The 13,776-nt window shown below is 66.2% G+C and carries 8 protein-coding genes; 3 read left to right on the top strand and 5 right to left on the bottom strand.

Annotated features, from left to right (window positions below):
* Positions 1-8 precede the first annotated feature (8 nt).
* The 4 genes from ACX12F_RS28110 to ACX12F_RS28095 all read right to left on the bottom strand — a co-directional run bounded on the left by ACX12F_RS28110 (position 9) and on the right by ACX12F_RS28095 (position 2,530).
* Positions 9-182 (bottom strand): hypothetical protein, encoded by a 174-nt coding sequence (locus ACX12F_RS28110; RefSeq protein WP_459367499.1) that lies wholly within the window; start codon positions 180-182, stop codon positions 9-11.
* Entirely contained in the window at positions 161-427 is a 267-nt protein-coding gene (locus tag ACX12F_RS28105; RefSeq protein ID WP_459367498.1) for a hypothetical protein, read from the bottom strand. The genes ACX12F_RS28110 and ACX12F_RS28105 overlap by 22 nt, the downstream gene beginning before the upstream one ends.
* Before the next feature lie 282 nt (positions 428-709).
* Positions 710-1,084, bottom strand: a complete 375-nt coding sequence (locus ACX12F_RS28100; RefSeq protein ID WP_459367497.1) for a hypothetical protein — start codon at positions 1,082-1,084, stop codon at positions 710-712.
* Between the two features lie 600 nt (positions 1,085-1,684).
* The gene (locus tag ACX12F_RS28095) at positions 1,685-2,530 is read right to left on the bottom strand and encodes a hypothetical protein (RefSeq protein ID WP_459367496.1); all 846 of its coding nucleotides are present in this window, start codon (positions 2,528-2,530) and stop codon (positions 1,685-1,687) included.
* Between the two features lie 1,039 nt (positions 2,531-3,569).
* Here ACX12F_RS28095 and ACX12F_RS28090 point away from each other — a divergent pair.
* The 3 genes from ACX12F_RS28090 to car (ACX12F_RS28080) all read left to right on the top strand — a co-directional run bounded on the left by ACX12F_RS28090 (position 3,570) and on the right by car (ACX12F_RS28080) (position 11,838).
* On the top strand, positions 3,570-4,493 hold the full coding sequence (locus ACX12F_RS28090; protein WP_459367495.1) for a DMT family transporter: 924 nt from the start codon (positions 3,570-3,572) through the stop codon (positions 4,491-4,493).
* A gap of 100 nt (positions 4,494-4,593) precedes the next feature.
* Positions 4,594-8,142: a carboxylic acid reductase gene (gene car / locus ACX12F_RS28085; RefSeq protein WP_459367494.1), complete on the top strand. Its 3,549-nt coding sequence runs from the start codon at positions 4,594-4,596 to the stop codon at positions 8,140-8,142.
* A gap of 171 nt (positions 8,143-8,313) precedes the next feature.
* Positions 8,314-11,838, top strand: a complete 3,525-nt coding sequence (gene car / locus ACX12F_RS28080) for a carboxylic acid reductase (RefSeq protein ID WP_459367493.1) — start codon at positions 8,314-8,316, stop codon at positions 11,836-11,838.
* A gap of 59 nt (positions 11,839-11,897) precedes the next feature.
* Here car (ACX12F_RS28080) and ACX12F_RS28075 read toward each other — a convergent pair whose 3' ends face one another.
* Entirely contained in the window at positions 11,898-13,688 is a 1,791-nt protein-coding gene (locus ACX12F_RS28075; RefSeq protein ID WP_459367492.1) for a hypothetical protein, read from the bottom strand.
* Positions 13,689-13,776 lie beyond the last annotated feature (88 nt).

Here is a 13,776-nt window from a genome sequence, read left to right as displayed (position 1 = left end):
GGACTCGCCTAATCGCGCTCGTCGGCGTACGCCGACGGTTCTTCCTGCGGTGGGAGCATCCCGGCGTTGTGCAGGGCGTTGAGGGCAGCCTGGAGATCGTTCGGTTGTCCGGCGGTCTCGTAGCGTCCGACCGCGGCGATCAGTTTCATCGACTGCTCGATCAGGGCGTGCACCTCGTCCACATGCGTGTTGATTCCCCGGTGTAACACGTGGCTGCCCGCGGCTTCGTCATCCCACAGGCGTCCTCGAAGACCCAGGCGATCTCCTGCACGGTGCCCGTCATCTGCTGCAACAGCCCGGAGATATTCGCCAGCCGCATATCAACGACCCGCAGCGCGCGGCGTTCGGAGTCGATCAACTTGCCGGGGGCGGGCATGCCTTGCGTGCCCCGGTGACGGCAGTGCTCGGCGTCGGCCTCGATCAGCACCGCACGTTCCAATCCGCCATGGGCACGGTGCCGGTCCCTGCCAACATCAGTGGATACCGACTTCTGCAACCCGAGACGCGTCGTCGGGCAATCCGCTGATCGGCTGGCGCCACGCCAGTATTTGTTCTGGCGATCTCGGGCGCACTGGCGAGTTCCCCTTGCTGAGTGTCATTCACAGGGGAGCACGCCACCGCCGGGCGTTGCGGCAATTACGGAAGGCCTCCGGTGTGCGGTGCAACTGAACGTGACCATTCACCCCTCACTCCGGAGATCTTGCTCCGCTTAGCGCCCGCCCGTAAGAATCGCGTCTGCCACCACGTGCTCGACACAGTCCACCGCCATGTAGACCAGCTTCGCCTGCCACGGTGCGGCATAGACCTCCGCAACACCAACTAAGCCGCCGATCACGCAGTTGCGCACTGCGTTTCGAGCCCATTCGGGTTCTTCGCGTGGCGTGTGATCCACCCACTTGGCGATGCCCCAGGTAAGGCACTTATGGCCGTTGGCGGACGGAATGACGCAGGTGCGTTCCAGATGCAGGTTGGGGTTGCCTGGCGGGTTGGCCTGCGCGACCGGTGGGTGTTGTAGCAGGGATCCGGCCACCACCAGCGCCAGGGCGGCGACGGCGATAGCAATCCCGTGCGCGGCCGAATACACTCGACGCCGCCACGCGGAGCATGGCTTCAGTGTGCGGGTCGCAACTGGGTCGATTGAGGTCCTTGGGTGATCGTGACTGCTGGGAGTTGTTTTCATGCCCAAACTACCGATCCCCTGGTTTACTGCCGCGCCACTCCTGGTGTTCATGAAAGCACTCCGCACGATCCGGCTGGGCGCTGCTTCCTCCCGCTGTCGCGCCAGGTTCCTCCGGCGCTGCAGTGCGCTTTTCCTCAGCAAGACAGCGCATTTCGATGTGGGCTTGGACACGCCACCGGCCCGGCCAGGTGCTGTTAGTAGACTCCGACCATCGGATGTCGTGGTCGCTCCGCTGCCCGAATTACCTGTAGCCTTGTCCACGCGCAGGATCCGACCGCTCCGACATGTCCACGAGAAGTGCCTGGACTGCTTTGATGTCGTATGGCGGCGTCACAGTATTGAAGGGGAATCGCGCGGTACGACACATTGTAGATCCCCGACGAAGCCGACTTCAGTAGGGTCTTCGGCGGCACGATGTGCCCAGCCCGTGCCGACTGCGCTAGGGAGTCGTTGAGATGAACTACAGCAAAGACTTTCATGTGTTCGCCGGCTCCGGAACCGATGTCACAGGAGCGACAGAATTTGCCATTCCGGCAGGCCTTCACTGACCAAGAATTCACGCTGTTCGTCGGAAGCGGCGAAGAGCACCATCGACACACCGTGCTCAAGGAATTTGGTCTCGACGTGTCGCGTCGTCCCAACATCGAGGATCAGACGCCCCCGTTCAGCGGGCATGAACGGCGCATCAGGTGCGGCCACGAACCCACTTCCGGGGTCGCGAACCTGGGCGGGGTCCACTCGAGGGCCACGCATGGCGTCAGACAATACGGGGATGGTCATGCGCGCGGCGAACTGGGATTCCTCTCCGGTCCAATAACATTCGCCACCAACCATCTTGTACAGGTCGAGCAGCGCGGACTGGTCACCGTCGGGTGTAGTAACACACATGGATAAACAGTCGCGGGCGAAGTCCTGCTCGGCGCGCTCGCCCGGGTCCAGTTCCTCCAGGTAGGCCAACGCTTCACCGGACTGCCAGGGCCTGCCGGTCTCGGGGTTGTTAGTCGCCAAGGGGACCACACTGTCGAGCACGAACACCACGCACTGCGGGTCGTGAGCCTTGATCGACAGGACGCCGGCACTGAGCACCGCCTGAGACGTCGGCCCGGAGATCCACCCGAATGGCGAGCCATCGCGCCACAGGAACAGGCTCGGTGGCAGGTCATCCACACCGATGCCCTGCTTGATCCCCCGGGCCAGCGCGCGGATGACGCCAGCGGGTTCGACGACGGCGGTCAATAACACTCCCGGAGTTGCAGGTTGGGTAATCGTTGAACGGTACTTTGACGGTACCGTCCCAGGAGCGGTGCGCTCTGTCGGCCAATCGTCTGAATTTTCCGCCATGGTTTCCACTTTGACTCGGGGCACGGCGTCGCTGGCGCGGAGCGTCCATGTTTTCTCATCGGCCGGGCATCCGACCTCCGCCTCACCTCGGATACCGTTCTGTCGCAACCAAATCCGATATGTCGGCAACGCAATCGTCGGCGATCGCAGCGGTGTTAGGCGGGGTCAACGCTAGCGGTTGCTGTGCAGTGCCGGTTGTTGAATAGGCAAGCGACTGTTCGACAACTTGCCGGCGGGTTTTCGGAGCTGCGTATCCGCTTGCCATGCTGATGGTCCCGCCGCGGACATCGTCGTCATCGGTCAGTTCTACGTGCGGGTCGACGGTGCGAACGATGCGCATCGGGCGGCCAGACCCAGAACGACCACGCCGGGCATCAGCTCGGCAGATGTGACGCGCTCACTCACAAAATGCATCGGGAAATGCGAGAGCCACCGGCGAATCGGCGACCCAGGATGCATGCAACCACTACGGGCTGCCTTGCTGTTTGGCACCGTACCGATCCCTCCGACTTGAACTCAGTTCCGGGTTACCACCACGGTGTCGAGCAGACGGCCTGCGGCATAGCTGATCGAGGAGAGGACTCGCCTGATTATCGGCGCCATAGCGTGCCGACGCCGGCCGGCGCTCAACGCGTGTCAGCAACGTCATCGGAACTCGCCAATTGCCTCCGTTGGTAGCCCGTGGCTACCGAACCGATGCGCGGTCGACCCCGTTTTCCTGCATATGTATGCGCGGGGAAACCGGTCAAAAGCGACGGTGGACAGGTGCCGAACACGGCACCTGCCCACCGTCGAAATCCTGGGTGCATCACGTCGAAATCCTGGGTGCGTCGAGGGCGTGGCTCGTCGCCGAGCGTGGCGGCTTACGAGTCGACACGCCGGGTCGGATCGCGCCAAGGCCCACGCTCGGCGGAGTGGACCGTTGCTCGGTAGGGATGAATGCACGCTCGCGAGTGGGACAGATAGTCCCGCTCGACTACCCTTTGGGCGTGATGTTTCCGGTGAGATCTGTGGCGCGATACGCGGCCACGCTGATCGGACGTCTCCGTTGATTCAACACGGACTCGTGGTGCTGTTCGCCCTGTGCGCGGCCGTGTGCGCTGCCGTCGGCATCGTGGTGCGGCAGCGGGCGACCATCGATGTGCCGCCTGAACACGGCGTCAGCGTCGTCATGCTGTCGACGCTGCTGAGCCGCCGGCTGTGGTGGGCCGGCACCGGCGCGGCAGTCGCCGGCTATGTCTTCCAGGCGCTGGCGTTGGCGCATGGGTCTCTGCTGTTGGTGCAGCCTCTACTGGTCTCGGCACTGCTGTTCGCGCTGCCGCTCAGTGCCCATCAGGCGCACCGCCGGGTGACTCGCGGTGAGTGGCTGTGGGCCGGACTGCTGACCGTCGGGCTGGCGGGATTCGTCGTGCTGGCCCGGCCCGAACGCGATGAACACCTGGCCTCGCCGGGGGTGATCGTGCTGGTGGCCGCGGTGTGCGCCGCGATCATCGTCGGGTGCGTGGTGCTGGCGCTGCGATGCAGCGGCTGGGCGCGCGCTGTCCTGTTGGCAGTCGGTGTCGGCGTGCTGTTCGGCGTCGTCGCCGTGGTCACCAAGATCTTCATGGCGATCCTCCAGCACCGGGGCTGGCTGGGCCTGCTCACGACGCCGGCGCCCTACCTGCTCATCATCTTGGGCGCGGTGGCGACCGTGCTGCAGCAGTCCGCATTCCACGCCGGTGCGCTGCAGACGTCGGTTCCGACCATGCTCGTGCTGGAGCCGGTGGTGGCCGTCGTCCTCGGTGCACTGGTGCTCGGAGAGGGCTTCGACACGACCGGAGTCGAAGCCGTGGCGCTCGTCGCGTCCATCGGTGCCATGGCGGCGGCGACCATCGCCCTCGGCCGGGACGAAGGCGCGTACGAAACGCAGGCAGGCACGAAGGCGGTCCCGCCGATCACCCCGCAACCGGTGCAGCCCACCTCGGAGCGCTGAGCCGAGCAGTGCGGTTCGTCACAGACGCGGCTCGGCATATCTTTAGTTTTGCTAACGTTGTATTTGGCGACGCTGGCGAACTGATAGTGATGAGGTACTTATGGCGAACGAACAGACCGCACTTCCTGACGAGCTGACGCAGCGCGTCGCCGACCTCTGCGCCACCGACCCCCAACTTGCCGCCGCGCTGCCCCTCCCCGGGGTCGCCGCCGCCCTCGAAGAGCCCGGCATCCGGCTGCCCGAGATGATCCGCGCCGTCATGGCGGCCTACGCCGACCGGCCCGCGCTCGGACAGCGCGCCGTCGAATACGTGACCGACGACGCCGGCCGCACCGTCTCCCGCCTCCTGCCGCGCTACGACACCGTCAGCTTCGGCGAGGCCTGGCACCAGATCCAGGCCGTGGACAACGCGCTGCTCACCGGCACAGACGACAACGTCCCCGGCGGCGGTCAGTCAATCGTCGCCGCTGGCGACAGGGTCGCCATGCTCGGCTTCACGAGTGCCGAATACACGATCATCGATACCGCCCTGGCCCGCGCCGGCGTCATCGCCGTTCCGCTGCAGACCAGTGCGCCCGCCGATCAGCTGCGCCCGATCCTCGATGAGACCGAGCCCAGGGCCCTGTTCGCCGACGTGAAGTTCTTGGACGACGCTGTTGAATTGGTATCCGGCGCGAGCGCCGCGCTGACCCGGGTGGTCGTGTTCGACCACCACGCCCAGGTCGACGACGAGCGCGAGGCCGTGGAGCGGGCCGCGACCCGGTTGGCCGAGCGCGGCGTGGTGGTCGAGACTTTCGCCGAGATGGTGGCACGCGGGACCGCGCTGCCGGCCGTCGAGCCCGCCTCGTCCGCCGAGCCAGACCCACTGCTGGTGCTGATCTACACCTCCGGCAGCACCGGCACCCCCAAGGGCGCCATGTATCCCGAGCGGCTCGTCACCAACGCCTGGCGGACCGGCTTGGTGAGCCAGCAGCCCGCGTTGCCCTCGATCGTCCTGAGCTTCCTGCCGATGAGCCACATGATGGGTCGCGGCACCGTCTACCGCACCTTGGCCCACGGCGGCACCGTGTACTTCGCGGCGAAGAGCGACCTGTCGACCCTGCTGGAGGACATTGCGCTGGTCCGGCCGACGCAGATGACCTTCGTGCCCCGGGTCTGGGAGATGATCCACCAGGAGGTGCAGAGCGAGGTCGACCGCCGGGCTCTCGACGGCGTCTCCGAGCAGCAGGTGCTGGACGAACGGAGCGTCAGCCTGATCGGTGGGCGACAGCTCGTTGCCATGACGGGGTCGGCACCGATCTCGCCCGAGCTGAAGGCCTGGGTGCAGAAGTTCCTCGGGCTGGAGCTGCTGGAGGCCTACGGCTCGACAGAGGCCGGCGGCGTCATGGTCAGCGGCCACCTGAGCCGCCCGCCGGTCCTCGACTACAAGCTGGTCGATGTGCCCGAGCTCGGCTACCTCTCGACTGACCGCCCGTATCCGCGTGGCGAATTGCTCTTGAAGTCAACCGATTTGATCCCGGGCTACTACAAGCGGCCCGACGTGACCGCCGACGTGTTCGACGCGGACGGCTTCTACCGCACCGGCGACATCGTCGCCGAACTCGGCCCCGACCACCTGCAATATCTGGATCGCCGCAACAACGTGCTGAAGCTGGCGCAGGGCGAGTTCGTGACGCTGTCCAAGCTGGAAGCCGCCTTCGGGACCAGCCCGTTGATCCGCCAGATCTACGTGTACGGCAACAGTTCTCGCTCCTACCTGCTGGCGGTGATCGTGCCGTCGGCTGAGGCCCTGGCCGGGGTTTCCGGCCCGGAAGCCTTGCGTCCCGAGCTGGCCGACGCGCTGCAGGCAGTGGCCCGCGAGTCCGGGCTGCAGTCGTACGAGACTCCCCGCGACTTCATCATCGAGACCGAGCCGTTCTCGCTCGAGAACGGGCTGCTGACGGGCGTCCGCAAGCTGGCCTGGCCGAAGCTGAAGGCCCGGTACGGCGCCGAACTGGAGCAGCTGTACGCCGAACTGGCTGAAGGGCAGGCGGCTGAGTTGCGGGCGTTGCGATCCCTGCGCGCGTCCGACGCGCCGGTGCTCGAGACCGTGCTGCGTGCTGTCGGAGCGACCCTGGGCGCGGCCGGCTCAGACCTGGCGGGCGATGCCCACTTCACCGACCTGGGTGGAGATTCCTTGTCGGCGTTGACCTTCGGCAACCTGCTCGAGGAGATTTTCGAGGTCGAGGTGCCGGTCGGCGTGATCGTCAGCCCGGCCACCGACCTGGCAGGCGTGGCGGCCTACATCGAAGGGGAGCGCGCGCCCGGCAGCAAGCGGCCGACGTTCTCCACGGTGCACGGCAAGAACGCCACCGAGGCGCGCGCCGCGGACCTGACACTGGACAAGTTCATCGACGCCGCGACGTTGGCCGCCGCGCCGTCGCTGCCGGGTCCGGCGTCCGAGGTTCGGACCGTATTGCTCACGGGCGCAACCGGATTCCTGGGCCGCTATCTGGCGCTGGAGTGGCTGGAGCGCATGGACCTGGTCGACGGCAAGGTCATCTGCCTGGTCCGTGGCAAATCCGACGCCGACGCCCGCGCCCGGCTGGACGCGACCTTCGATTCCGGTGATCCGAAACTGCTGGCGCACTACCAGGCGCTGTCCGACCACCTCGAGGTCATCGCCGGCGACAAGGGTGAAGCCAACCTTGGCCTGTCGCACGAGGTTTGGCAGCGATTGGCCGACACCGTCGACGTCATCGTGGACCCTGCCGCGTTGGTGAACCACGTGCTGCCGTACAGCGAATTGTTCGGCCCGAACGCCTTGGGCACCGCCGAGCTGATCCGCATCGCCCTGACCACCCGGATCAAGCCGTTCGCCTACGTCTCGACCATCGCGGTCGGCGGCGGCGTCGCGCCCGGCGAGTTCGTCGAAGCCGCCGATGTGCGCGTGATGAGCGCAAGTCGTGTGGTGGACGACAGCTATGCCAACGGGTACGGCAACAGCAAGTGGGCCGGCGAGGTGCTGTTGCGTGAGGCCAATGATCTTTGCGGCCTGCCGGTTTCGGTGTTCCGCTGTGACATGATCCTGGCCGACACCACGTATGCGGGCCAGCTGAACCTGCCCGACATGTTCACCCGCATGATGTTCTCGCTGGTGGCCACCGGCATCGCGCCGAAGTCGTTCTACGAGCTGGGTGCCTCGGGTGAGCGGCAGCGGGCCCACTACGACGGGCTACCGGTCGAGTTCGTCTCCGAGTCCATCTCGACGCTGGCGGTGCAGGTCGCGGCCGGCGAGTCCGACTCGACGTTCGAGACGTACCACGTGATGAACCCGTACGACGACGGTATCGGAATGGACGAGTTCGTCGACTGGCTCATCGAAGCCGGATATTCCATTGTCCGCGTTGATGATTACGCCGACTGGCTGGCGAGGTTCGAGACGGGTCTGCGCGGCCTGCCGGACCGGCAGCGCCAGGCGTCACTGCTGCCGCTGCTGCACAACTACCAGCAGCCCAGCTACCCGGTGCGGGGGTCCATTGCCCCGGTCGAGCGGTTCCGGGCTGCGGTGCAGAACGCGAAAATCGGTGCGGACAAGGACATTCCGCACATCGGTGCCCCGGTGATCGTCAAGTACATCACCGACCTGGAGCTGCTGGGACTGCTCTGACTTGGTGATTTGTGCACGATTTGGTGCGGTCACCGCACCAAATCGTGCACAAATCACAGGGAACTGGCAGGAAGTCGCCGGAACAACGGTGACCGCGCCAGCGTCATTCAATTAGTGGGCATGCAACGGGGCGTACCCATTCGAGATTTCGATTTTTCGTGAGGTTTCTTCATGTCGATTGACCATGCCGACAGTGCCTCCGACGGGCTCGCCCGCCGGATCGCCGAACTATCCGCCAATGATCCGCAGTTCGCCGCGGCCGTCCGGATCGAGTCGGTGGCTCGGTCGGTCGAGAAGCCCGGTATGCGACTTCCCGAGATCGTCAAGACCGTTCTCGAGGGTTACGCCGACCGGACCGCGCTGGGGCAGCGCGCCGTCGAGTTCGTCGCCGAGAACGGCCGCACCGTCAGCCGGCTGCTGCCGAAGTACGACACCATCACCTACGGCGAGCTGTGGGAGCGCATCCGCGCCGTCGCCGCCGCGCTGCACGCAGACGGCGTGAAGACCGGCGACCGCGTCGCGATCCTCGGCTTCACCAGCACCGACTACACCGTCATCGACACCGCCCTCGGACAGATCGGCGCCGTGTCGGTGCCGCTGCAGACCAGCTCGGCGGCGTCGTCGCTGCTGCCGATCGTCGCCGAGACCGAACCGGTGCTGATCGCCGTGAGCGCGGGCTATGTCGCCGACGCCGTCGAACTCGCCGTCGGTGGCCCGGCCCCGGCCCGGTTCGTGGTGTTCGACCACCACGCCGAGGTGGACGACGAGCGCGAGGCCATCCAACGGGCCCAGGCGGCATTCTCCGCGGCCGGCTTGAACGTCACGGTCGAGACGTTCGGCGACGTGCTCGCCCGCGGCCGTGAGCTGCCCTCGGCGCCCGTGCCGGTTTCCGACGAGGCCGACCCGCTGGCCCTGCTGATCTACACCTCCGGCTCGACCGGCGCGCCCAAGGGCGCGATGTACCCGGAGAGCAACATGACGAGCTTCTGGCGGCGTGCCAGCTCGGCATGGTTCGGACCGAGCGAGGCCTCGATCAACCTGGCCTTCATGCCGATGAGCCACGTCATGGGCCGCGGCATCCTGTACTCCACCCTGGCCAACGGCGGCATCGTCTACTTCGCCGCCAAGAGTGACCTGTCCACTCTGCTCGAGGATTTCGCACTGGCGCGCCCCACCGAACTGAACCTGGTGCCCCGCGTCTGGGAGATGCTGTACCTGGAGTTCCAGAGCCGCGTCGACAAGCTGGTTCCGGTCGGCGCCGGCGAGGCCGAGCGCGACGACATTGAGCAGCAGGTGATGGCCGACATGCGGCAGCACCTGATCGGTGGCCGCTACATCAAGGCGATGACCGGGTCGGCGCCCATCACCGATGAGCTGAAGGCTTGGGTCGAGAAGTTCCTCGGCATCCACTTGCTGGAGGGCTACGGCTCTACCGAGGCCGGCATGGTCTTCTTCGATGGTGTCATCCAGCGTCCGCCGACGCTCGACTACAAGCTGGTCGATGTGCCCGACCTGGGTTACTTCCTGACTGATCAGCCGTACCCGCGCGGTGAGCTGCTGGTGAAGACCGAGTACCTGTTCCCGGGCTACTACAAGCGGCCCGAGGTCACCGCGAGCGTCTTCGACGAGGACGGTTTCTACCGCACCGGCGACGTGGTCGCCGAGATCGGTCCGGACCAGATCCAGTACGTCGACCGCCGCAACAACGTGCTGAAGCTGGCGCAGGGTGAATTCGTCACACTGGCCAAGCTGGAGGCTGCATTCAGCAACAACAGCCCGCTGGTGCGGCAAATCTACGTCTACGGCAACAGCGCCCAGCCGTACCTGCTGGCCGTCGTGGTTCCGACCGAAGACGCCTTGGCCCGTTGGGATTCCGCGGAATTGAAGCAGCAGATCAGCGATTCGCTGCAGGACGTGGCGAAGGCGTCTGAGCTGCAGTCCTACGAGATCCCCCGCGACTTCATCATCGAGACCGAGCCGTTCTCGCTGGAGAACGGACTGCTGACGGGTATCCGCAAGCTGGCGTGGCCCAAGCTGAAGGCCCATTACGGTCCGGCTCTGGAAGGCCTGTACGCCAGCCTGGCCGCAGGCCAGGCCGACGAGCTGCGCGCGCTGCGCCGGCACGGCGCCGACGGCCCGGCCCTGCCGACCGTCATCCGTGCGGCCGGCGCCCTGCTCGGTGCGTCCGGCGAGGTCTCGGCCGACGCGCACTTCACCGACCTCGGTGGAGACTCGTTGTCGGCGTTGACCTTCGGCAACCTGTTGGAGGAAATCTTCGGCGTCGAGGTGCAGGTCGGCATCATCGTCAGCCCGGCCAACGACCTGGCGGCCCTGGCGGCGTACATCGAGAACGAACGCAGCGGTGGGGCCAAGCGGCCGAGCTTCACCTCGGTGCACGGCAAGAACGCCGTCGAGGCGCGCGCCGCGGACCTGACACTGGACAAGTTCATCGACGCCGCGACGTTGGCCGCCGCGCCGTCGCTGCCGGGTCCGGCGTCTGAGGTTCGGACCGTATTGCTCACGGGCGCAACCGGATTCCTGGGCCGCTATCTGGCGCTGGAGTGGCTGGAGCGCATGGACCTGGTCGACGGCAAGGTGATCGCCCTGGTGCGCGCCAAGTCCGACGACGAGGCCCGCGCGCGGCTGGACGCAACCTTCGATTCCGGTGATCCGAAGCTGCTGGCGCACTACCAGGCGCTCGCCGCCGACCACCTCGAGGTCATCGCCGGCGACAAGGGCGATGAGAATCTCGGTCTGCCGCAGGCGGTTTGGCAGCGGTTGGCGGACGAGGTCGACGTCATCGTGGACCCGGCCGCGCTGGTGAACCACGTGCTGCCGTACAGCGAACTGTTCGGTCCCAATGCGCTGGGCACTGCCGAGTTGATCCGCATCGCCCTGACCACCCGGCAGAAGCCGTACATCTATGTCTCCACCATCGGTGTCGGCGATCAGCTGAAGCCGGGCACGTTCACCGAAGAGGCCGACGTCCGGGTGATGAGCCCGGTGCGTGCGGTGCACGACGGCTACGCGAACGGTTACGGCAACAGCAAGTGGGCCGGCGAGGTGCTGCTGCGTGAGGCCAATGATCTTTGCGGCCTGCCGGTCTCGGTGTTCCGCTGCGACATGATCCTGGCCGATACGTCGTACGCGGGGCAGCTGAACGTGCCCGACATGTTCACCCGCATGATGTTCTCGCTGGTGGCCACCGGCATCGCACCGAAGTCCTTCTACGAGCTGGACGCCGAGGGCAAGCGGCAGGCCGCGCACTACGACGGGCTGCCCGTCGAGTTCATCGCCGAGGCCATCGATACTCTGGGCGTGCGGCCGGCCGGCGAGTTCGTCACCTACCACGTGATGAACCCGCACTCCGACGGCCTGAGCATGGACGAGTTCGTCGACTGGCTCATCGAAGGCGGCTATTCCATTGCCCGCGTTGATGATTACGCGGAATGGCTGGCCCGCTTCGAGACCACGCTGCGCGGCTTGCCGGACCGGCAGCGTCAGGCGTCACTGCTGCCGCTGCTGCACAACTACCAGAAGCCGGAGCACCCGCACAACGGGTCCATCGCCCCGGTCGTGGTGTTCCGCGAGGCGGTGCAGGAGGCAAAGCTGGGTCCGGACAAGGACATTCCGCACGTGACCGCGCCGGTGATCGTCAAGTACATCACCGATCTGCAGCTGCTCGGTCTGCTCTGACCCGGGATTTGTGCACGGTTTGGTGCGGTCACCGCACCAAACCGTGCACAAATCGCTGACTACGGGGCGATCAGGACACCGGCATCGGATGCGGCCTGCTGCAGTTCGAAGATGTCCAGGCCGCCCCAGTCGTTGATCGACCCGGTGTAGGAGCCAAGCCACGGCACCACACCGGGATCCGGTGCCACGCCGAGGTTGTAGGCCTGCATGCCGGGCAAGTGGTGCTCGAAGAAGTTACCGAGGATGTCGACGGCGAAGACGATGTCGTTGATCGGGTTCGGGCCCCACAGCGCGGAAGCGTTGAGCAGCGGGTTCACGGCATTCGGGTCGCCGATCATCACGATGTTGCCGTAGTGCGGCTTGCTGCCGCCGGTGGGGTCGTAAGCCGGCATGAACGGTTGCAGCCCCGGGAGATCGGTGGAGAAGTACGCCGCGGTGTCGCCGTAGGTCTCCACATTGACGAAATTCTGTGCCGCGCTGTTGTTGCCGGGCACCGACGTATTCAGGCCGGGACCTTCGAAGCCGATACCGCCGAGACCCGTCTTCTGTGCGACGAACTGCGCCTCCCAACCCCCCAATGAGTGGCCGGTGACGAAGATGTCGTCGGCGGTGTAGCCCTGCGCGATGGCCGCGGCCTGGACCGTCCGCTCGAACGCCAGCGAGTCCCAGAACGCCTGTGGCGTCGTGTGGGTGAAGATGATCTGCATGTCCGTGAAGATCTGCGTCAGCGCGATCAGCGGATGGAACAGCAGATTGGTGCCGCCCGTCGTGCCTTGGTAGGCGACGATGATCTTTCCCTCGGGCGTCACCCAGGCCTTGCCGACGGCGCCGGACAATGGGTTGAACGTCTGCATCTGAAAACCGTTGACGGTGAACGGCTTCAGGTCACCGGGCTGGCCGCCGAGGACATAGGCATCGGCTGCGGCGTTCAGGAACTGGGACACCGTCGGGGTGTCTCCGCTGGCGGGACCGGTGTAGGTGAGCTCCGGTACCACGGGCGCCGAGGTGGGGGCCTTGCTCAGCCCGAGCATGTCCTCGATGCGCCGGAATCCCGCGAACAGCGCCTCGGAAATGGGTGACCAGTTGAACGGGCTCTTCGGGCCGCTCTGCGAGACCGTCAGGTCCAGCGCCTGCAGCACCGTGTTGATGATGCGACCGGGCAGCTGGATGATCTGGGCGATCGGGTTCAGCGGCTGCGGTGGTGTCGGCGTCGTCAGAGTGCCGACGGTGTTGGTGGTGGCGGCGGCGAGGGCGGCCGGCCGGGTGGTCGGCGCGGGCTTGGTGGCGGGCGCGGGGGCGGCGTTCGTCGCGGCCGACGGCGTGGCGGCTGTGGTGTCCTTGGCGGGGGCGCTCGCGGTGGCCGGCTTGAGCTTCGGCGACTTCGTGGCATCGCCGGCCGGTTTGACCAGGTCCGATCCCTTTTGCGTGACAACGGGTTTCGCCGGTGTGGTCGCGGGCTTGGCATCCGGCTCGACGCCCGGCTTCGTGGCGGGCTTGGGGTCGGGCTTCGGGTCGGGCTTGGCATCCGGCTTGACGTCGGTGGCCGAGGTGTCGGTGTCCTGCTTGGCGCTGGACTTGTCAGAGTCGTTGGCGTCTTTGGTGGAGTCCTTGCCGGCCGTCTTGTCCTTGTTAGCCGGCTTCGGTGTGGGTTTGGGCGGCGCGTCCTTTTTCGGCGCACTTGCGTGCGCGGCACTCGACTGCGACGACGACGTGCCCGGCGAACCGGTGGTCCCGGTGTCGGCCCACGCGACGTTTTGACTGGTCGCGGCCGCGATACCCATGGCCGCGGCGATCACCGCCAGGCGGTAGCGACCGGGTTTACGCAGACTGAGCCGCGACTGTGTCCCCACCGGTGTCCCCTTTGACATCCCTGGTGCCCGCCCGCGCGCGCACGAATCTGACGACACTATGACATCGGGTGATGTCAGTCACGATCAG

The sequence above is a fragment of the Mycolicibacterium sp. HS_4_1 genome (genome assembly GCF_054515875.1).
This window is presented reverse-complemented; position numbering and strand designations above follow the sequence as displayed.